This window comes from Rhodococcus sp. WS1, assembly GCF_003797745.1.
GTDB lineage: Bacteria > Actinomycetota > Actinomycetes > Mycobacteriales > Mycobacteriaceae > Rhodococcus_F > Rhodococcus_F erythropolis.
In genome coordinates this window covers 2,480,195-2,499,896 of sequence record NZ_RKLZ01000001.1, presented here as the reverse complement: position 1 = coordinate 2,499,896, position 19,702 = coordinate 2,480,195, and the positions used below count along the sequence as shown (strand labels likewise).

Here is a 19,702-nt window from a genome sequence, read left to right as displayed (position 1 = left end):
AAAAAACAAGCAGATGGTTTTAATTTGTTTCCGCGTACCCGCGGCGGGCGGATCGAAATCAGTGCCTGATGACCAAGGTCCCGAATGGAGGACTTTTCATATCGAGTCCAAGTACACTGCAGCGCATGCTGATTCACCCGACCATTCGAATGCAGTCGTGGGGATTCGTGATCGGATCCGCACTCTTCGCGCTCGGGTCGGCACCCTTCCTGTCGGTCTTCTTCGGTGCCGCACTCGCCAACAGCTTCTTCTTCGCGGGCTCCTGGTTCTTTACCTGCGCGGCTTTCGTTCAGTTGGTGCTGGCCGGGCCAGCAACCACAACCGACTCGGGGCGTCCCGCGATCCGGGCCGTCTGGCTGTCTGCTGCCGTGCAGTTACTCGGGACGATCTTGTTCAACGTCAGCACCGGGGCTGCGCTGCACGCGCTTACGCTACGAGGCGAGATGCACTTGGTCTGGAATCCGAACGCGGAGGGCTCGATAGCCTTCCTCGTCTCGAGCGGACTGGCTGTCCTCATCCTGCTGAGGGAAGGCGCTTACTGGGCACCGCAATCGAAGGAATGGCAAAGCGTGTGGCTGAATACCTTGGGATCCATCGCATTCGGAGTCTCCGCGATCGGATCGTTCGTCTTGCGAGACGGGAACACGTTGGACCCGAACATGGCCAATATCGGAACCTTTGTCGGCGCAATATTCTTCCTGCTGGCATCCGCAGTATTCCTCGGAAGGAGCAGCCGTCCGGCTACTTCTATGGCCGAAGCAGTCTGAACGCGCCACGTCGCGCCCGCAATATCGAGGAATTCGCTGAGGTGGGGGAGATCGCCGACCTGCGCTGCTACGCCCACTCGATCAAGTTCTCAAACTATTGCGGGATGGTTTCGTAAAAGTTCGGCAACGGTATGGGATGTGTTCACTCTGGGATCGATGTTTTGCTTCCATCCTTCTGTGAAGCGCGCGTAGCCGTCGTGAACAGTTCGTTTTCGAGAGGGAAGCAGGCCCGTATTTCAGGACAAGAGCCGAACCGTTCGATGATAGTTTCCCGGCGAGATTATCCTCTGATGAAAGGGTCAACGATCGGATACTAAATTGCTATTTTCACTTGCTTTATCGTATTTGACGAGGTGACAAGCGGTCATTCGCCGCTCTGGGGAGTCCGTGTTTCGAACATGCTGTCGATGCGTCAGGAATCTATTTCGGGCAAGCGTTCGCCGGGAGTCGATTTCACCGGTCGTACGCCGCTTCAACAGCGCGCGAACTGCACCTCATTGACACCACGATCCGAGAGTCAGGAGCAGGGCAACGATGAGCGCGGTAGCCGCCGGCAACTACCAGTCGATCCGCTTTCCATCGCTGACCAGCGCACGGATCTCCCGACCTTCCGTATGGCTCAGGCGATGAGAACGTCGAGTCCATATCCGGTGACGAGGCAGATGCCGGTGTCTACTCTAGGCAGGTTCCGCACGCACAGTAACGCATCTGGACTGAATAGAAAGCCTCAGGTTCAAGCGAAATGCCAGAGAGACAGTGTGTGAAGGCGAATTGCTTACGCAATCTAAAGCCGACATTTCGGCGCCACTCGTGTTATGTTTCGATTAGCCACGTAATCCCAGTTGGTTCCGCTCCAGATTTCAGCCATTACCGGGATCGCGGGTAGGAAACCTCGGCACGCCGAGACACAAAATCTCAGATCCTCGCCGCCAGACGTGAACAGAACTGGATCGGTACGGGAGAGTCCGGTATCTCCTTCGAAAAAGCATTCGATCGATATCACTCGACATAGAATGGGGTACCTCCCATGAGTTCGGAAACCCGGCAGGCATCCGCCCGATCAGTACTCGCATCACGTAACACCCTCGCCTTTGCTGTTGGTGGTGCAGGCGGTGACCTTTATCCTCCAGAACCGGGCCGCGACCACGATCCAACTGTTTTGGGTCTCAGTGCAGTCCCCACTCTGGCTCACCCTCGTCGTGATACTCGTCCTCGGATGGATCGCCGGCTTGCTGACCAACCGCCGTGCGAAAACTGCCGACTGAACCTCGAGGACGAAATAATGATCGCAATCCGGAAAACCAAAGTCCTCGGTACATGCGTTCGGGGATCACCGATCGCGTTCCAGACGGCCTTCAAGGGGTTCGACGTCACGGCGTACGGCATCAGCGAGACGCCATTCGCCGCATGTAGACGGGATTTCGAGTCATCGGAGACGTCCAAACGCGACGTCTCCGAGCGGCTGACAGCTCGGTCGCCGTCGTATCCGAAAGATTCTAGTTTACAGCAGATCTCGCTGTCGCTGTCGCGACGTTCTCCTGTCGTCGAGGCGGCCGCTGTATTCCCTACAACATCTTGGCTCCCGGTGTCGCTGTAATGCAAATACTTTCGGCGTGGCCGAAGGAAAACTACATCACCAAGAGAAAACTCGGCATCCATTCCGTGAAGGGTCCTGTCGCCAAACCTCTAAATGAGATGGGGAACAATGTATTACAGCAGTGGAAACTACGAAGCGTTCGCGCGGCCACGCAAGCCTGACGGGGTGGACGGCAAGACTGCATGGTTCGTCGGTTCGGGGCTTGCATCGCTTGCCGGTGCGGCATTCATGATCCGCGACGGCCAGATGGCAGGAAACAACATCACCGTCCTGGAGCGGTTGAAATTGCCCGGCGGTGCACTCGACGGAATCAAGGAACCGGAGAAGGGCTTCGTCATTCGCGGTGGCCGCGAGATGGAAGATCACTTCGAATGTCTCTGGGACCTGTTCCGCTCTGTCCCCTCGATCGAGGTCGAAGACGCCAGCGTGCTCGACGAATTCTACTGGCTCAACAAAGACGACCCGAACTATTCGCTGCAGCGCGTCACCGAACGTCAGGGTGAGGACGCGCACACAGACTTCAAGTTCAATCTGAACTCGAAGGCGCAGAAGGACATCATGAAGGTCTTTCTCACTCCGCGTAGCGAACTCGAGAACAAGCGCATCAACGAGGTGTTCGGCAAGGAATTCCTCGCAAGCAATTTCTGGCTGTACTGGCGCACAATGTTCGCGTTCGAGGAATGGCACAGTGCTCTCGAAATCAAGCTGTACCTGCATCGATTCATCCATCACATCAAAGGCCTGCCGGACCTGAGTACCCTCAAGTTCACCAAATACAACCAGTACGAGTCTCTCGTGCTGCCGCTGTACACGTGGCTGCTCGATCAGGGAGTGAATTTTCGGTTCGATACCGAAGTCACCGACATTGACTTCGATATCACGGGTGAAGCCAAGCGGGCCAAACGCATTCACTGGAAATCCGAGGGTGTTTTGGGTGGGGTCGACCTCGATGACGGCGACCTGGTGTTGACTACCATCGGCTCGCTCACCGAGAACTCGAACAACGGAGACCATCACACGCCGGCGAAACTCGACGAGGGCCCCGCTCCAGCGTGGGATTTGTGGCGTCGTATAGCAACAAAAGACCCCGCATTCGGACGACCAGACGTCTTCGGTGGGCACGTCGCAGAAACCAAGTGGGAATCAGCGACAGTGACCACGTTGGATGCCCGAATCCCAGAATACATCGAAAAGATATGCAAGCGTGACCCATTCAGTGGACGAGTAGTCACCGGCGGCATCGTGACAGCACGAGATTCGAAGTGGTTGATGAGCTGGACCGTAAACCGGCAACCGCACTTCAAACAACAACCCAAGGATCAGATCGTCGTCTGGGTCTACTCACTATTCGTCGACGTCCCCGGTGACTACGTCGACAAGCCGATGCAGGAATGCACCGGCGAGGAAATCACCCAAGAGTGGCTCTATCACATGGGCGTTCCAGTCGAGGACATTCCGGAACTCGCGGCCAATGCGGCGAAGACCGTTCCAGTGATGATGCCCTATGTCACTTCCTTTTTCATGCCCCGTCAGGCCGGTGACCGGCCTGCGGTTGTACCGGATGGTGCTGTCAACTTCGCCTTCCTCGGCCAGTTCGCGGAAACAACACGCGACTGCATCTTCACGACGGAGTACTCGGTCCGCACCGGGATGGAGGCCGCGTACAGCCTGCTCGGGATCGAACGCGGAGTGCCGGAAGTTTTCGGCTCCACCTACGACATCCGCAAACTTCTCCAAGCAACCTACTTCCTCAATGACAAGAAGGAGGAGAGCGTGCCGTTGCCGAAGCTACTTCGCCGCAGACTGGACAAGAAGCTCGACGAGAACGAGATCGGACAGCTGCTGCACGAATACCACATTCTCCCCCGAGAATGACGCTGGTTTCTGAATGTCTTTGTCAATGAGGGCTTCTGAGAGAAAATGCCCGTTCGGCTGTGGTCGAAGGGGCGTCTCGGAGCTGAATCTCGGTCTGGACCTCGGGGCTGAACATCGGGCAACTATGAAGTTCTCGAAGAACTACGGAAGGCAAAATCAATGTGTACCAGGGTGATGTGGCCTGATGCGGCCGGATCTGTTCTTGTCGGACGAAATATGGATTACCATCGGGACACCGGTACGAACCTGTGGTCGCTTCCGCGTGGGATCAAACGCGACGACGGCGTAGGCGGTTCTCTGAGTTGGACTGCCGAATACGGCAGTGTCGTGGCCGGCGCTTTCGACATGATGTCGGTCGACGGTATGAACGAAGCGGGATTAGCAGGTCATGTTCTGTGGCTAGCGGAATCGGATTACGGTACTCACGACACGTCGAGACCGGCTCTGAGCATGGCGGTCTGGCTGCAGTACTTCCTGGACAACTTCTCCACCGTTGCCGATGCCGCCGCGTGGATCCGCGACGTCGACGTTCAGGTTGTCCCACTGGGCGATCCGGCGACCGGCGAAGTGCCTGCAGTTCATCTCGCGTTGGACGATGCGACCGGTGATTCGGCGATCATCGAATACCTGGATGGCAAGGCCACCGTCTGGCACAGCCGCGAACACCTAGTGATGACCAATTCCCCGGCCTACGACAAGCAGATCGAACTTCTCAAAGAGGTCGACGGCTTCGGGGGCGCCAATCCTCTGCCCGGCACCACACTCGCAGCCGACCGGTTCGCCCGCGCCGCATACTACGTAGGCCGACTGCCTCAACCTAAGAGTGAAGTCGAGGCTGTCGCGGGAATGTTCAGTGTGATCCGCAATGCGGCGCAACCTTTCCGCATCCCCGACCCGGACAAACCCTATGCATCGCAGACGATCTGGCAGACGGTGGCAGACTTGACCAACAAGCGGTACGTCTTCGACTCGACCACGCGACCTAATGTCGTCTGGGTGGATCTGGACAAGTTGAACTTCAATGAAGGTGCGCCTGCGGGCAAACTCGATCTGATGGGCGATACATCCCTCGAAGGAGGGCTTGCCGGCAACGTCTCTCGCCGATTCGAGAAGACAGCCGCGATGAAATTCCTGACCCTGCCGACCTGATCGAAGCCAGCAGTTCGCAGGGAGGGGGGCCACCCAGTCAGGTGGCCGCCCTCGGCGTCGCTGCTCGTGACCGATATGCCACCGTCGAGACAACTCAGATCCTCCTAGGGGCGCATCATGGATACCGCGGACCCGTTGCCTTCCTCTCCCGTTACAAAAGCGCTTACGAGTGACGCCCACCCGAGGGTGAGTTGGCTACCGCTGGTACTAGTGTGTTTCACAGGGTTGGTATCTGTGTTCAACGTGACGGCGCTGCCGATGGCGATCAGCGGCATCGTCGACGGCCTGGACACCACCATCTCGAACGTGCAATTGGCGATCGTCGCTTACGGGGTATTCGTCGCAGCCTTCACGATCACGGGCGGCAAGATCAGCGGCGTGCTCGGTGCCAAGAATGCTCAGCTGCTCGGGCTGGGCATCTATGCGTTCGGTATGCTGTGTTGCTTTCTGGCACAGAATATTCCAATGCTGATTGCCGGCGAGGCGATCGCTGGACTCGGGGGCGCGCTTCTCGTGCCCAACGCGTTGGCGATTCTGGGGCAGGCGTATTCCGGTCCACAACGAACCGTTGCGGTATCGGTCCTGGCGGGTACGACCGGTATCGGTGCCGCGTTTGCTTTGTTGGTTGGTGGTCTGCTCGTCCAAGCCTGGGGATGGAGGGCGCCCTTCGCGCTCTTGCTCGCCATCACGGCAGGAACAATCGTCATCGCATCACGTGTGGCCCTTATCCGGATTCCATTCCGTGGGTCCGTCGACAAGACGAGTATCGCGCTGTCTGCCGTCGGGGTGCTGTTGTTGGTCGCCGCCATCAATCAGATCGGATCATGGGGGCTCGTTCTCGCCGCCGAGTCCGCACCGGTGAGTGTGCTCGGACTCTCGCCTGTGCTCGCATTGCTGGTGATCGGCGGCCTCGTCCTGCACACGTTCGCCGCCCGCCAGCACTTGTTGCTCCGGGGAGAAAGAACACCGCTACTCGAACCTTCGGTGTTCGAGTCTGGTCTCAACCGAGCGTGTTTGAGTGGGTTGGTTGCGATAAACCTGTTGATGGCCGGTGTGAGCTACCTGCTACCGCTGTACACCCAGATGGTATTGGGCAAGAGCCCTCTGGGCACGGCAATGATACTGATACCTATCTCTTTGGCCGCACTCGTCTCCGCGGCTGCAACACCTGCACTGATGCGACTGCTTGCGTGCCGATGGCTCCTGACAGGGGTGCATGTACTGGCCGCCGCGTCGGCGATTCTGTTGGCACTGACCATCTCGAACCAATGGTCCGGTGCATGGACATTGATCAGCGAAGTGTGCTTGGGTCTCGGCATCGGAGTCGGATTGAGTGCGGGCAGTGCGCTTCTCATGGAGACTAACCCTCCTGCTATCGCGGGTGAGATCGGCAGCGCTCGAGGAATGGCGAACTTTCTCGGCCTGTGCACCGGCACCGCCGTTGCCGGGGCGGTCCTGATGTCCGTGCTCGCGCAGTCTGCCTCGGTCCGTATCACGAACAGCCCAGATCTACTGTCCAGCGGCAGTATCGAGGTAACGGCCAGTTCGGTCAGTTTCGTCGCCAACGATGACCTCCGCGCCAGTCTCACTGGGCTGGAACTGACCTCGGCGCAACTCGATCAGGCGGTGGAGATCAACGTCGAATCCAGGCTGATTGCGCTGCGGGCGAGCCTCTCGGTGCTCGGGTTAGCGGCGCTCCTCCCGATCGTGACGTTCCGCCACCTGCCGACTCGCCGCCAGGAAGCGGACTGATGCGACTTCGGCCGCCTGCGGCGCCATGCCGGTGGAGAGCGACTGCGCGTCACGATCTTGAATAGTTTTGTAGAGCAATAGACGTAACGCGGAGTAGTGCATCCCGACCTGCGGCAGGATGCACTCAACTTCTCGACGTCTGCATCGTCGGCGTGTAGAGGGCGTTCCAGCCGGGTGGTTCCTGCGGAGGTGGTGGAGATGAAGCGATGGTGCCCTAGCCAGCCGTCCGGCTACTTCGTTAGTACGGTCGCGAGTGCAGCGCTCAGATACGGAGTGATGTTCTCGACGACCCGCGTCACGATCGCAGTGGCAACGTCAGCGGGTTGCAGTGGCACAGACGGCGTCTGCGGCAGTGCCGGGGGAGCAGGCGGAGCGGGCTCGGACATCATCGGCGTATAGGTGTTGTGCTTCGTGAAGTAGCCGAAGACCGAATCCACGAACACCTCGGGCGCATCACGCGGCTTGGGCATGTTGCAGATGCCGTCACCCTCGATGCAGACTTCCTGCACTGCAATGTCTCCGAATCCGCCGCGTGCTCCGGACATCGTCGCTCCCGGAACGACATTGGGCACTACGGTTTCGATGCCCCCGGCCGAGTTGCGAGGGTCGGCGTAGAGGACGCCTTCGACTTGCGACTGCGGAATGGATCCGTCGCGTGCGATGTCACCGAGAACGTCGCCGGCAATACGCGCTCCCTGTGAGTATCCGGTGACGACGATCTCGCTGCCCGGGCACTGAGCGTGGAAAGCGTTGACTTCAGTGCGAAGCGTCTGGGCGCCGGCGGCAACGCTCTGGTCGTACGTCTGATCGCCGAGCGGCCAGAAGCTGGCGGGGTAGGTCACCGGCTTGGAGGCGTAACCCTGGGCCACGTAGCGATCGGTGACGGGTTGCGTCGTTTGTCCCGTCGGATCCCACGTTCCGCCGACCGCGAATACCGCACCGGCAGGGCACGACCCACTGTCATTCGGGTCCGCTCCGGCAGGCACCGACATCACAAGAGTCACCCCCGCTGTGACTGCAACCGTGCATGCCACTGACATCGCGTATTTCCTCATCGGGCCTGTCCCCATCTATCTACGTTCTCGTTCACTGGCGAGACAACCCGCGGTCCGACGCGTTTCGTTCGGTACTGAAGAGAATGGTGATGGGGCGATAAGTCCTGGAGGTAATCCGTGCGTAAACAGGAAGTTGCCGACCGACGCTGTTTGCTACCAGCGTGTGTGGCGCGTCACGGCGTCGGGACCTGCGGTGGGTGATCCGGTTCGAGGAGGGTTCCGATCGCCTTGCCCATCGGCACGGCGTTGTTGAGGTCCGCGTTGGTTGTCGGCCCGAGCGTGGCGTAGACGACGATCGTCGTCTTCGAGTCGGGGTAATAGAGCGCAAGCCCGTTGTAGCCGCCGTACGACGGGTTCATCACCAGCCAACCGTCGAGGTGCCCGGTCCCGAAGGAAAAGAACTTGTCCGCCGTCATACTTCCCAAGCCCGCAGTCGTCGGCGACATCTGCTGCTCGAAAGCTTTGTCGGAGAGCAACTCTCCCGTTCCGAGTGCGCGCACCCACTTTCCGACGTCGGCGACTGGCGCGTTCATGTTTCCGCTGTGCAGGAAAGCCGTCGGATTCCAGAAAGTGGAGTCTTCGAATACTCCGCGTTCATTGGTGTAGCCGTGCAGGATCGGCTCGTCCATCTGCGACGTGAGCACAACGCTGCTGTGATCCATCCCGAGCGGATCGAAGACGCGCTGCTGAAGTAGGTCGCCCAGCGGTTTTCCAGTCGCTTTCTCCATGACGTCGCCGAGCAGCGTCAGGTCGCTGTGCGCGTACGCCCAACTGGTGCCGGGTTCGAACAGCGGTGGGCGGGAGTTGGCAAGATTCAGGATCTCCTGAGAAGTCCAGCCCTTCATCGGGTTGTCCGTGAAGAGTTTGAGGAACTGTGGATCGGTCACGTAGTCGGAGATGCCCGACGTGCTGTTTGCCAGCATTCGTGGAGTGATGGTGTCTGCGCGTGGAAAGTTCGGTTCCCACTTCGCGATCGGTTGATCGAGAGGAAGCGTTCCCTCTTCGTCGAGTTGCAGCAGGACTGTCGAGAGCATCGGTTCCATAGGCTGACCGACGCGCAACTGCATGTCGGTTGTCGCCGGAACTCCGATAGGGGACTCTCCGACGGCACCGAGAGCAATCTCGTCGTCGCCCCGCCACACTCCGAACACGGCGGCACTGAGGCCCAAGTCGGCCACTTGACGGCGGACGAGGTCCGCGATCTCGTTGGATTCCTGACTGCTCGCGGTGCTGGGAGATGCGCTGCTCGTGTTTGTTGCCGAGTCCTCGTCGGAACTGCACGCAGCGGTTGCAATGGCAACGGTCAAGGCGATCGACAGAGCAGCTAGCCGCACCCGAGTGCGGTGGTGGGAGGAATTCATGCCTGCGATCCCTTCGATGTGGAAATCGAGCAACCGACGCCTAGCAATGTCCCAATTGACTGAATTTAGCGCAGTTCGAAGGGGGAGGGAACAGATTGACGGTTAGGGGTGACTGCTACTCCCAGTGCCTGGTCACGTCAGTCCTCAGTCCGGCGTTGCGTCCGATTCCGCTCGTCGGTCCTGCGCTTGCTGGAGCTCGGCGTTGATGCGACGAGCCTCGGTGAGTTGGTCTTCGAGGATGATGATGCGGCAAGCCGCGTCGAGCGCCGTGCCGTTGGCTACGAGTTCGTGCGCGCGGGCCGCGATGCGCAGCTGGTACCGGGAGTAGCGGCGATGTCCGCCCTCAGAGCGTTGTGGGGTAAGCAGTTTCGCGGCATCGAGGCTACGAAGGAAAGCTTGCCTGACACCGAGGATCTCGGCCGCATGTCCCATGCTGTACGCAGGATAGTTCTCGTCGTCGAATCTGCCGGAGGGGTCCCCCGGTGGTGTATCTGCCGGAATGGCTCGCTTCTTTCGCTGAACGGACGGGGCCCCCGGCGCGAGGTGCGCCGGGGGCCGGATGGGGTTGAACTTACTTACATAACTGCATTCTTTCGAACTTCCGGACTCGCACAAAACATCCGGTAGCCGCTTTGAAGGGGGGTGCCGGGTCCGACTACACACTCACACACGAATTCGGCCCCGGCACGTCCCTGCCCTGCGGTACTGCTTGCGGGTAGTTCATCTCTCCCGCATCTCTTGACTCGTTCCTTGCTACGAGAAAAAAGATACAACAGCCTTGCAAGAATGTCTACCCTGACTGCTGTAGATATTTTGTTGCGAACTTTCTAGGTATCGATGTTCAGGAACGGCCTGGTCACCGGGGGTGAGAGCGCTCCATGTGAGTCATGGGAGATGAATCTGGGACAATGCTCCGATGCGAAATACCCCGAAGTCCGAGTCGTTGTTGCGCGCCCGCGCGGAGAGGGAAGAGCGCACCGGCTCCTCCGAGCATCCCGCTGGTGGCGCGTCGAACCCCGGAGAGGACTCGTCGTCGTCCGAGCCGGGGGCGCGCAGCGACAGCGCCACGATTCGGTCGGCTCGGTCCGAGCTCTCAACTCATGCCAGGGCCGTGGAAAGTATGCACGAGGCGATCCATCCTGATCGCGATTGATTCAGTTACCTGGTCGGGATGCGGGGGACTCCTTCATCCCGCTCACTGCAACGCACGACGGCCGCCGCACTCCCGAAAGTAGGGGAGTGGCGACGACCGTCGAGTTGGCAGAGTGCGTGCCTGGTGCTTGGACCTCAGGGCAGCAACTGGTCCAGGAAGGTGTTGCTGAAGACCTTGTGCGGATCCAACGCGTTGTATGCGGCGTTGGCGGTGTCCCAGTTGTCGCTCGATGGGACGCCGTCGCGGTAGGTCTGGGGGAGGCCCTGGGTGATGATCGGGGCGTCGGTGTACGGCTTGTCGGGGCCGAACGCCCAGCCTTTGGACCACTCGGGGCGGAAGGTGGCGTCGTTGTTGTTGTAGTGATTACGCATCCACTGTTCCATTTCGCGGTAGAACGCGAACATGCCGGGGGTTCCGGGGACGCCGAGGACGTTGAGCCAGATGGCGGTGTCCCACTCCGGATGGTCGGGGCGCGGGCGCATGGCCGAGATGGTGGGGGCGCCTGCCGAGTCGACCTCGACGTCCGAGGGTTGATCGAGGCCGCAGCAACGGATTTCGACGGGGCCGTTGAGGGGGAACTGTCCGATAGAGCGGTAGTACTCCATGCGACCGTTGAACCACTGGGTGAAGTCGTGGATGACCTGGCCGATGTTGGCGCGCGAGGTGATGACGGCTCCGCCGCCCTCGGTCAGACGAAGGGTGGTGGCCCGGATGTAGAACTGGACGTCCTTGGACCATCCCCACAGGTCGTTGGAGAAGGTCGCGGCGAGTCCGGCAACGGTGGTGGCGTACATGATCTGCCCGAATGCCGGTGCGATGCCCGGGTTTCCGGCGTTGATCTGCCCGATCATGTCGGTGACCGGCTCCGGGAGGTTGTCGGAGAAGATGTAGTTGTAGGGCCCGGTCACCTCACGCGAGAACGGCGGCTTGGTGGGGGCAAGTGACCACACCTTCATCCACGGGCGTTCGGTGAAGGGGTACCAGATTGCTTCTGCGCGACCGTTTTCGCGGACGAACTTCTCGAAGGTGCGTCCGGACGCTCCGCGGGCACCGAAGAGTTCCTGCCAACCGATGTCGGTGTGGCTGACGCAGCGCATGCGGTAGTTGGGAGCGGCCTGCAAGGTCACGGAGGTGAGGAAGGTGCGTCCGAGGTGAGTCAGCAGCGGCTTGATCGCTGCATCGCTACGCGCGTACGTCTCGAGCGCGTACTCACTGCCGTTCCAGACCACTGCGGTCAGGGAGGTGACGAGGTTGGAGAGTGAGCCGAAAGTCTGTCCGGGAACGTGTGCTTCGCCTTCGGCGGGGAGCGCTGCACCGTGAGCGTCGACGGCGAGGCAGCCGGCGATGGTCAACACACCGGGCGCCGGCAGGTTCGCGAACCCGAGGCCCTGTGCCTGCAGTGCGGTGGTGATGGCGTCGAGGGTCGCGCCGGGTCCTGCGGTGACGGTAGCCGGGCTGCCACCGGCGTTGACGGAGACGCCGGTGAGGTGGACCGTGGTGTCGGCGAGGATGACCTTGTCGACCGGCGCACCGTTGACGATGGTCAGCGGCGTCCAGCCGTGCATGGCACCGCGGGGACGAATGGTGTAGCCGTTGGCATGACCCCAGTTCGCGAGGCGGACTACGTCTTCGGGCGTCTTGGGTGAACAGGTCCAGATCGCGTCGAGCATGATCTCTTTGGACCAGTTCTGATACGCCTGCTGGTACAGCGCGATGCCTTCGGGGAAGGCAGGCGGCGGTGTGAGGGTGGAGACAGGACCACCCGCGGAGCCGGAGGAGCCGGCGGGGACGGCGTAGGCCGGCGTCCAGCCGGCGAATGCGGTCGCTGCCACGGCGCCGGCTCCAGCGGCCATGAAACCTCGTCGGGACAGTCGGAACTTTTCGTCTTGTGCCGTCATCTTCGGGCTACTCCATCGGGTTCGAGAACTACGGTGAGTTCTAACAGGTGGGTATCAGACAGGTTGGTATCAGACAAGAGTGAGAACTACGTCAGCCAGGGCAGGAGCTTCGCGCTCCAGTACGGAAGCTGAGATCAGGAGTCGCCCATTGTCTTTCCAGATCTGGATACTCAAGTTCTCGCCGGGAAATACGACCCCGGCAAAGCGGGCCCGAAATCCGGCTACCCGACTGCTGTCGCCGTCGAGCATGGTATCCACTGCGGTCTTGCAGACCATTCCGTAAGTACACAGTCCATGCAGGATAGGCGCTGGAAAGCCTGCCGCGGAGGCGAATTGCGGATCCGAGTGCAACGGATTCCGATCACCACACATCCGGTACAGCAAAGCCTGCTGTGGGAGCACAGGCGTCACCACTGTCTCATCTGCTTCGCGATCCGGAAGCGTAATCGACTCCGACGGACCACGTTCACCCCCGAAACCACCCTCGCCGCGGGCGAAAATGGACGAGCGAGCTGTCCACAGCGGGTTGCCTTCGGCGTCGACCGTGACGGATTCCTGCACGATCACCGCGGCCTTGCCCTTGTCCCAGACCTCGGCGATTCGAGTTGTGGTGCGGCCACTTCCACTTGCCGGGATCGGCTGATGGACAGTGACTTCCTGGCTCCCGTGGACTACCTTCGCCAGATCGATTTCGACGCCGGGAAACGAGACCTTCGGCGCTTCGGTGGCGTGGAAGTTGGCGGCGACGGTGGCAAAGGTGGGTAGTACCTGAGGCTTTTCGTCGTCGAGGTATCGAAGCTCGTTCGGATCGAGCGGACGAGCACCTGCCCCTAGCGCCAAGTGGTAGTGCTGCACGTCCGACGGGGTCCATGAGAACTCTTGTGGCGCAAGCTCGGCGCCGAGTGCGATCTTCGGATCAATTGGCATGGTCGACCGCCGTCTTTTCAGCTGCCGGTGCTCCGGTGGTCTCGGCCTTCTTCGCACGCTCGACGATGTCGAGTACGGCCAGGTAACCGAAAGTCATTGCGGGACCGATGGTCGCGCCTGGTCCGGCGTAGGTGTGGCCCATGACCGGAGCGCTCGCGTTGCCAGCGGCGTAGAGACCGTCGATGACGCTTCCGTCTTCGCGTAGTGCTCGGCCGTTGACGTCGGTGCAGATACCACCCTTGGTGCCGAGGTCACCCGGAACCATCTTGATGGCGTAGAACGGAGCCTTGCTGATTTCGGCGAGGCTGGGGTTCTTCAGTCGGGGATCGCCGTAGTACGCGTCGTAACCACTGTCACCGCGTCCGAAGTCCTCGTCCTTGCCGTTGCGTGCGAAGCCGTTGAACCGGTCGACGGTTTCGGTCAGCGATGCGACGGGAAGCCCTGTCTTCTCGGCCAATTCGGCGATGGTTCCCGCCTTGACCACGATGCCGGCCTTGAGCCAGCGGCCGGGGAAGGGGGAGCGGGGAGTGATACCGGCAAACGTGTAGCGGTTGCGGTAGCGCTGATCGAGAATCATCCACGTCGGGATGTTCTCGCCGACGCCTTCGCCCTGACCGTACTCGCCGCCGTACATCGCATGGGTTGCCTCGACGTACGGAGCCGCCTCGTTGCCGAAGCGCTTGCCCGACATGTTGACCATCATGCAGCCCGGGAGGGTGCGCTCGGAGAGAGCGAACCACGGTCCGCCGGTCAGCGGAATGGACGGGCCCCACCAGGCGTCGTCCATGAAATCGACTGCAGCGCCGACTTCTTGGCCTGCGCGGATGCCGTCGCCGGTGTTTGCCTTCGCGCCGACGGTCCATTCGGTGCCGATGGGTGCGCGCTGGTACTTCTCACGCATTTCCTTGTTGTGCTCGAATCCGCCGGAACCCAACACAACTCCGTGGCGAGCGCGGATGACCTGCTCCTCGCCGTCGACGATGACGTTGACGCCGCGAACTGCGCCGTCTTCGGTGTACAGGGAGGTCAGCGGGGTGTTCAGCAGGATGGGTACTCCGGCGGACTGAAGTCCGAGTCGAATACCGGCGACCAGTGCCTGGCCGCGAACCAGCAGATCCTTCTTTGTGGCCTTGGCTGCGAGGAATCGCATGCCGACCTTCATGGCGCGCAGGGGTCCGCGAGGATTGCGCATCAGCAGGTTGAGCCACTTGTAGTCGGCCTGGGTGATGACGAAGTTCTTGGGGGCCTTGACGTAGTCGGGCTCGAGGTTCTTGCGGTCGGCGCCCAACTTGTTGCCGTCGAACGGGGTGGGCTCGACACTGCGGCCACCGAGGCGTCCGCCGGGAGCTTCCGGGTAGTAGTCGGAGTAGCCGGGCACCCACTGCAGTTCGAGAGGGCTGTTCTTCAGCACGAACGAGAGCATCTCGGGACCGCGCTCGAGATAGGTGTCGATGCGTTCGGGAGCGACGACGTCGCCGATGATGCTGTGCAGGTAGGAACGTGCGGCCTCCGGGGTATCGGTGACACCGTCCGCCTGAAGTGCCTCGTTGTTGGGGATCCAGACCCCACCACCGGAACGGGCGGTCGATCCGCCGTAGTGGGCGGCTTTCTCCACGATGACCACACTCAAGCCCTGGTGGGCTGCGGTCAAGGCCGCTGTCATACCTGCGGCACCACTGCCGACGACGACGATGTCGTATTCCTGCTTGCTCATGTAGAACACGTTATAGAATGATGGGGGTGTCAGTCCATGCTTTCTGCCAGGAAGTATTTCCGGACGTTGTCATTGATAACGAAACACGTTGCAGTGAGATTGAGGATGGTGCGGTGTGACCTGGGATACTTCGGTTGACGTCCTTGTGGTCGGGTTCGGTGTGGCGGGCGCCAGTGCGGCGCTCGAAGCGGTAGCGGCCGGTTCGTCGGTTTTGGCAATCGACCGAGCACTCGGTGGTGGGGCCAGCACGATTTCCGGAGGAATCTACTACGCCGGCGGCGGCACCGTGATTCAAAAGGAAGCCGGTGTCGAGGACAGTCCCGAAGCCATGCTCGCCTACCTGAACCGCGAGGTCGGTGACGCGGTGACGCCGCAGACCCTGCGCCGGTTCGTCGACGAGAGCCCGGCGTCGATCGACTGGCTGCGCAGTCACGGTGTGCCGTTCGAGGCCTCACTCTGTCCGTACAAGACGTCGTACCCGAGCAACAAGCACTACCTCTACTTCTCGGGTAGCGAATCTGCCGGCGGGTTCCGTGACATCGCAAAACCTGCTCCTCGCGGCCATCGCGCCAAGGGGCGTGGCACGTCGGGAAAGATGCTCTACGGCCCGCTCGCGAAGTCCGCGGAGGCCAAGGGCGTCCAGTTGCTCGGCCAGACGAGAGCGGACCGGCTGATCATCGAGGACGGCCGGGTGATCGGCGTCGAAGTACTGACTCTTCGTGACGCACCTGCCGGAGTTCGTCGGCGTCACGCGACGCTCGGGTCCCTGTCCTCCAAGCCCGGCGTCTACGCACCGCAGTTGCGCACGATTCTCGACGCACTCATCGCGAAGATCGAGAAGAAGCACGCCAAGCGGATTCGCATCCAGGCGCGCGGCGGCGTGATCCTCAGCGCCGGCGGCTTCGTGTCCAATCGCGAGATGATGCGCACCCATGCCCCCGCCTACAAGGGCGGTATCCCGCTCGGCACCTCCGGGGACGACGGCAAAGGCATCAACCTCGGTATCGAAGCCGGGGGAGCCACCGACAAGCTCGGCAATGTTTCCGCCTGGCGATTCATCGTCCCGCCGAGTGCTTTTCTCGGTTCTATCCTGGTGGGTGAGTCCGGTGCGCGAATCGTCGACGAGTCACGTTACGGTGCCGCTCTCGGTCAGGCGATGGCAGAGAAGAGCAACGGAATCGGTTGGCTGCTGGCAGATTCCGAACTCGTTCGCGAAGCGAAATCGCAGATCGGTGACCAGTCGATGTGGTTCCAGCGGGTACAGACCACCGGCATGATGCGTACCGCAGTGCGTGGCAACACCATTGCCGAGGTCGCCCGTAAAGCGGGGATAGACGTCGCCGGCCTTCAAGTCACCGTCGACGCGCACAACTCCGCTGCCTCTGCCGGACAACCTGATCCGATGGGCAAACCGTCGGACTTCGTCAGGCCGATACTGTCTGCGCCGTTCACGATGTACGACGTCTCGATCAAGCCCAACATGATGAATCCGTGCCCGATGCTCACGCTCGGTGGATTGGTGGTCGACGAATCGTCCGGCATGGTGAAAAACGAGGCCGGGGAGGGTATCCCTGGCCTGTATGCCGCCGGCCGTACCGCCGTCGGTATCTGTTCCAACTCGTATGTGAGCGGCTTGTCGCTCGCCGACTGCGTGTTCTCCGGACGACGAGCCGGTCAGCATGCAGCCGCATTCTCCACAGTCGGAAAGGCCTGAACGATGCTCTCGACGCAGATCCGCGGCGAACTTGCCGACCATCTTGATTCGGCGGAACGGGATCGCGCTCCGATCAGCCCGCTGATCGCCACGTATCCGGACATCGACGTCGTCGACGCCTACGAGATCCAGCTCATCAACATCAGGCGTCGTGTTGCCGGTGGCGCAAAGGTGGTCGGACACAAGGTCGGGCTCTCGTCACTGGCGATGCAGCAGATGATGGGCGTCGACGAGCCAGATTACGGTCACCTGCTCGCCGAGATGGAAGAGTTCGAGGACCGTCCGGTCGACACGTCGCGCTTCTGCTTCCCACGCGTCGAGGTGGAGGTCGCCTTCATTCTGGGAGCAGATCTGCCGGGCGCCGGGTGCACCGAACAAGACGTCATCGACGCCACTGTCGCCTATGCGCCGTCCATCGAGTTGATCGACAGCCGGATCAAGGACTGGAAGATCGGCCTCTCGGACACTATCGCGGACAACGCGTCCTCCGCCGGGTTCATTCTCGGCAAAGAACGAGTTCGCCCGTCGGACGTCGACATCAAGGCGATCGATGCGGTGCTGACCTGCAACGGCGAGCGGATTGCGGAGGGGCGCAGCGATGCGGTTCTCGGTAACCCGGTCACCGCTGTCGCGTGGTTGGCGCAGAAGGTCGACACGTTCGGAGTTCGGCTCAAGGCCGGCGACATCGTTCTGCCGGGTTCGTGCACGCGAGCGATCGACGCTCATCCAGGCGACAACTTCCGAGCCGAGTTCAGCGGCCTCGGTTCCGTCTCTCTTCAGTTCACGTAGGAGTAGTCATGACCAAGGCAAGTGTGGCGATCGTCGGATCGGGAAACATCAGTACCGATCTGTTGTACAAACTGCAGCGTTCCGAGTGGCTCGAACCGCGATGGATGATCGGAATCGATCCCGAGAGTGAAGGATTGGCGCGCGCCCGCAAGATGGGACTCGAGACCTCCGCCGAGGGCGTCGACTGGTTGCTGAACCAGGCGGAGAAACCGGACCTGGTCTTCGAGGCGACGTCGGCATACGTGCACCGCGAGGCAGCACCACGCTACGAGGCCGCCGGTATCCGTGCCATCGACCTGACTCCGGCCGCGGTCGGCCCGGCTGTGGTTCCGCCCGCGAACCTGCGTGAACACCTGGACGCACCCAACGTCAACATGATCACCTGCGGTGGGCAGGCAACCATTCCGATCGTCTACGCGGTATCGCGTGTCGTCGACGTGGCGTACGCCGAGATCGTCGCCTCCGTTGCATCGTTGTCCGCCGGCCCGGGAACTCGCGCGAACATCGACGAGTTCACCAAGACCACCAGCCGCGGTATCGAGACCATCGGCGGCGCACAGCGCGGCAAGGCGATCATCATCCTCAACCCCGCGGACCCGCCGATGATCATGCGCGACACAATCTTCTGCGCTATCCCCGAAGACGCCGATCAGGCCGCGATCACCGACTCCATTCACCGCGTCGTCAAGGACATCCAGCAGTACGTGCCCGGCTACCGGTTGCTCAACGAACCGCAGTTCGACAAACCGAGCGTCGTTTCCGGTGGCTATGCAACGGTCACCACGTTCGTCGAGGTCGAAGGCGCAGGCGATTTCCTGCCGCCGTACGCGGGCAACCTCGACATCATGACGGCAGCAGCCACCAAGGTGGGCGAGGAAATCGCCCAGAAGCTTCTGAGTGTGAAGGCATGAGCGACATGATTCATTTCGATTCGAGCTGGGACATCCGCGTCACCGACACGTCACTGCGCGACGGCTCCCACCACAAGCGTCATCAGTTCACCGTCGAAGAAGTACGAGCCATCGTCGGTGCGCTCGACGGAGCCGGAGTGCCGGTCATCGAGGTCACTCACGGCGACGGCCTCGGCGGGTCCTCCTTCAACTACGGCTTCTCGAAGACTCCCGAGCAGGAACTGATCAAAGCTGCAGTCGAGACGGCGACCAACGCGAAGATCGCCTTCCTGATGCTGCCCGGGTTGGGCATCAAGGACGACATCGTCATCGCGCAGGACAACGGTGCGTCCATCTGCCGCATCGCAACTCACTGCACCGAGGCCGACGTATCCATCCAGCATTTCGGCCTCGCGCGTGAGCGCGGACTCGAAACAGTCGGATTCCTCATGATGGCTCACTCGATTCCGCCGGAGAAGCTGGCCAAGCAGGCTCGCATCATGGCCGACGCGGGTTGCCAGTGTGTGTACGTGGTCGACTCGGCCGGCGCGCTGGTACTCGAGCAGGTATCCGATCGCGTCGAGGCGCTGGTTCAGGAACTCGGCAATGACGCTCAGGTCGGCTTCCACGGCCACGAGAACCTGGGCCTGGGCGTCGCCAATTCCATTGCGGCAGTTCGTGCGGGAGCCAAGCAGATCGACGGTAGTACCCGTCGGTTCGGTGCCGGCGCCGGCAACGCCCCGGTCGAGGCCTTCGTCGGTGTTTGCGACAAGATCGGCGTCAAGACCGGTATCGACTTCTTCGCCATCGCCGATGCAGCCGAAGATGTTGTGCGCCCGGCAATGCCGCAGGAATGCCTGCTCGATCGTCAAGCGCTGATGATGGGCTACGCCGGCGTGTACTCGAGCTTCCTCAAGCATGCCGAGCGTCAGGCCGAGCGGTACGGAGTGTCGTCCGCGGAACTGTTGGTGCGCGCAGGCAAGCGCAAGTTGGTCGGCGGACAGGAAGATCAGTTGATCGACATCGCGCTGGAACTCCAGCGCGAAGCAGCGGCTTCCTAG

16 protein-coding genes are annotated in these 19,702 nt (G+C 61.2%); 10 read left to right on the top strand and 6 right to left on the bottom strand.

The window, feature by feature from the left end:
* Positions 1-125 precede the first annotated feature (125 nt).
* The 5 genes from EEB12_RS11485 (at position 126) to EEB12_RS11460 (ending at position 7,140) form a co-directional block, all read left to right on the top strand.
* Positions 126-767: a hypothetical protein gene (locus EEB12_RS11485; RefSeq protein WP_019746880.1), complete on the top strand. Its 642-nt coding sequence runs from the start codon at positions 126-128 to the stop codon at positions 765-767.
* A 1,112-nt stretch (positions 768-1,879) separates the two neighbouring features.
* Complete coding sequence (locus tag EEB12_RS11480) at positions 1,880-2,032, top strand: DUF1049 domain-containing protein (RefSeq protein ID WP_225989417.1); 153 nt, start codon at positions 1,880-1,882, stop codon at positions 2,030-2,032.
* 440 nt (positions 2,033-2,472) lie between these two features.
* Positions 2,473-4,239: an oleate hydratase gene (locus EEB12_RS11470; protein WP_141487783.1), complete on the top strand. Its 1,767-nt coding sequence runs from the start codon at positions 2,473-2,475 to the stop codon at positions 4,237-4,239.
* Positions 4,240-4,398: 159 nt separating this feature from the next.
* The gene (locus tag EEB12_RS11465) at positions 4,399-5,388 is read left to right on the top strand and encodes a linear amide C-N hydrolase (RefSeq protein WP_134998436.1); all 990 of its coding nucleotides are present in this window, start codon (positions 4,399-4,401) and stop codon (positions 5,386-5,388) included.
* A gap of 117 nt (positions 5,389-5,505) precedes the next feature.
* Positions 5,506-7,140 (top strand): MFS transporter, encoded by a 1,635-nt coding sequence (locus tag EEB12_RS11460; RefSeq protein WP_141487782.1) that lies wholly within the window; start codon positions 5,506-5,508, stop codon positions 7,138-7,140.
* A gap of 230 nt (positions 7,141-7,370) precedes the next feature.
* Here EEB12_RS11460 and EEB12_RS11455 read toward each other — a convergent pair whose 3' ends face one another.
* From EEB12_RS11455 to EEB12_RS11445, 3 genes are all read right to left on the bottom strand, one after another.
* Entirely contained in the window at positions 7,371-8,180 is an 810-nt protein-coding gene (locus tag EEB12_RS11455) for a PE-PPE domain-containing protein (protein ID WP_020968420.1), read from the bottom strand.
* Between the two features lie 188 nt (positions 8,181-8,368).
* On the bottom strand, positions 8,369-9,556 hold the full coding sequence (locus EEB12_RS11450) for a serine hydrolase domain-containing protein (RefSeq protein WP_019746887.1): 1,188 nt from the start codon (positions 9,554-9,556) through the stop codon (positions 8,369-8,371).
* A 144-nt stretch (positions 9,557-9,700) separates the two neighbouring features.
* Positions 9,701-9,988 carry a MerR family transcriptional regulator gene (locus EEB12_RS11445; protein WP_020906139.1) on the bottom strand — a complete coding sequence of 96 codons (288 nt, stop codon included), beginning with the start codon at positions 9,986-9,988 and terminating at the stop codon, positions 9,701-9,703.
* 484 nt (positions 9,989-10,472) lie between these two features.
* On the opposite strand from EEB12_RS11445, the gene EEB12_RS11440 reads away from it, so the two are divergent.
* Complete coding sequence (locus EEB12_RS11440; protein WP_125461407.1) at positions 10,473-10,709, top strand: hypothetical protein; 237 nt, start codon at positions 10,473-10,475, stop codon at positions 10,707-10,709.
* Positions 10,710-10,843: 134 nt separating this feature from the next.
* Here EEB12_RS11440 and EEB12_RS11435 read toward each other — a convergent pair whose 3' ends face one another.
* The 3 genes from EEB12_RS11435 to kstD all read right to left on the bottom strand — a co-directional run bounded on the left by EEB12_RS11435 (position 10,844) and on the right by kstD (position 15,248).
* Positions 10,844-12,607, bottom strand: coding sequence for a cholesterol oxidase substrate-binding domain-containing protein (locus EEB12_RS11435; RefSeq protein ID WP_020906140.1), 1,764 nt, complete (start codon positions 12,605-12,607; stop codon positions 10,844-10,846).
* Between the two features lie 69 nt (positions 12,608-12,676).
* Complete coding sequence (locus EEB12_RS11430) at positions 12,677-13,534, bottom strand: MaoC/PaaZ C-terminal domain-containing protein (RefSeq protein WP_003945880.1); 858 nt, start codon at positions 13,532-13,534, stop codon at positions 12,677-12,679.
* Positions 13,524-15,248 carry a 3-oxosteroid 1-dehydrogenase gene (gene kstD / locus EEB12_RS11425; RefSeq protein ID WP_181447626.1) on the bottom strand — a complete coding sequence of 575 codons (1,725 nt, stop codon included), beginning with the start codon at positions 15,246-15,248 and terminating at the stop codon, positions 13,524-13,526. The genes EEB12_RS11430 and kstD overlap by 11 nt, the downstream gene beginning before the upstream one ends.
* A gap of 115 nt (positions 15,249-15,363) precedes the next feature.
* On the opposite strand from kstD, the gene EEB12_RS11420 reads away from it, so the two are divergent.
* Genes EEB12_RS11420 through dmpG form a run of 4 tightly spaced genes read left to right on the top strand, consistent with a single transcriptional unit; the run spans position 15,364 to position 19,702 of the window.
* Positions 15,364-16,962, top strand: a complete 1,599-nt coding sequence (locus tag EEB12_RS11420) for an FAD-binding protein (RefSeq protein WP_141487780.1) — start codon at positions 15,364-15,366, stop codon at positions 16,960-16,962.
* A 3-nt stretch (positions 16,963-16,965) separates the two neighbouring features.
* Positions 16,966-17,751, top strand: a complete 786-nt coding sequence (locus EEB12_RS11415; protein WP_134998434.1) for a 2-keto-4-pentenoate hydratase — start codon at positions 16,966-16,968, stop codon at positions 17,749-17,751.
* An 8-nt stretch (positions 17,752-17,759) separates the two neighbouring features.
* Positions 17,760-18,662 carry an acetaldehyde dehydrogenase (acetylating) gene (locus tag EEB12_RS11410; protein WP_019746894.1) on the top strand — a complete coding sequence of 301 codons (903 nt, stop codon included), beginning with the start codon at positions 17,760-17,762 and terminating at the stop codon, positions 18,660-18,662.
* Positions 18,659-19,702, top strand: coding sequence for a 4-hydroxy-2-oxovalerate aldolase (gene dmpG / locus EEB12_RS11405; protein ID WP_020906144.1), 1,044 nt, complete (start codon positions 18,659-18,661; stop codon positions 19,700-19,702). The genes EEB12_RS11410 and dmpG overlap by 4 nt, the downstream gene beginning before the upstream one ends.

Excerpts from the sequence above, each read along its gene's own strand:
- EEB12_RS11415 (WP_134998434.1), top strand. The coding sequence starts at position 16,966 with ATGCTCTCGACGCAGATCCGCGGCGAACTTGCCGACCATCTTGATTCG.
- dmpG (WP_020906144.1), top strand. The coding sequence starts at position 18,659 with ATGAGCGACATGATTCATTTCGATTCGAGCTGGGACATCCGCGTCACC.
- EEB12_RS11440 (WP_125461407.1), top strand. The coding sequence starts at position 10,473 with ATGCGAAATACCCCGAAGTCCGAGTCGTTGTTGCGCGCCCGCGCGGAG.
- EEB12_RS11460 (WP_141487782.1), top strand. The coding sequence starts at position 5,506 with ATGGATACCGCGGACCCGTTGCCTTCCTCTCCCGTTACAAAAGCGCTT.
- EEB12_RS11445 (WP_020906139.1), bottom strand. The coding sequence starts at position 9,988 with ATGGGACATGCGGCCGAGATCCTCGGTGTCAGGCAAGCTTTCCTTCGT.
- EEB12_RS11455 (WP_020968420.1), bottom strand. The coding sequence starts at position 8,180 with ATGTCAGTGGCATGCACGGTTGCAGTCACAGCGGGGGTGACTCTTGTG.
- EEB12_RS11450 (WP_019746887.1), bottom strand. The coding sequence starts at position 9,556 with ATGAATTCCTCCCACCACCGCACTCGGGTGCGGCTAGCTGCTCTGTCG.
- EEB12_RS11430 (WP_003945880.1), bottom strand. The coding sequence starts at position 13,534 with ATGCCAATTGATCCGAAGATCGCACTCGGCGCCGAGCTTGCGCCACAA.
- EEB12_RS11410 (WP_019746894.1), top strand. The coding sequence starts at position 17,760 with ATGACCAAGGCAAGTGTGGCGATCGTCGGATCGGGAAACATCAGTACC.
- EEB12_RS11485 (WP_019746880.1), top strand. The coding sequence starts at position 126 with ATGCTGATTCACCCGACCATTCGAATGCAGTCGTGGGGATTCGTGATC.
- EEB12_RS11435 (WP_020906140.1), bottom strand. The coding sequence starts at position 12,607 with ATGACGGCACAAGACGAAAAGTTCCGACTGTCCCGACGAGGTTTCATG.
- EEB12_RS11465 (WP_134998436.1), top strand. The coding sequence starts at position 4,399 with ATGTGTACCAGGGTGATGTGGCCTGATGCGGCCGGATCTGTTCTTGTC.
- kstD (WP_181447626.1), bottom strand. The coding sequence starts at position 15,248 with ATGAGCAAGCAGGAATACGACATCGTCGTCGTCGGCAGTGGTGCCGCA.
- EEB12_RS11470 (WP_141487783.1), top strand. The coding sequence starts at position 2,473 with ATGTATTACAGCAGTGGAAACTACGAAGCGTTCGCGCGGCCACGCAAG.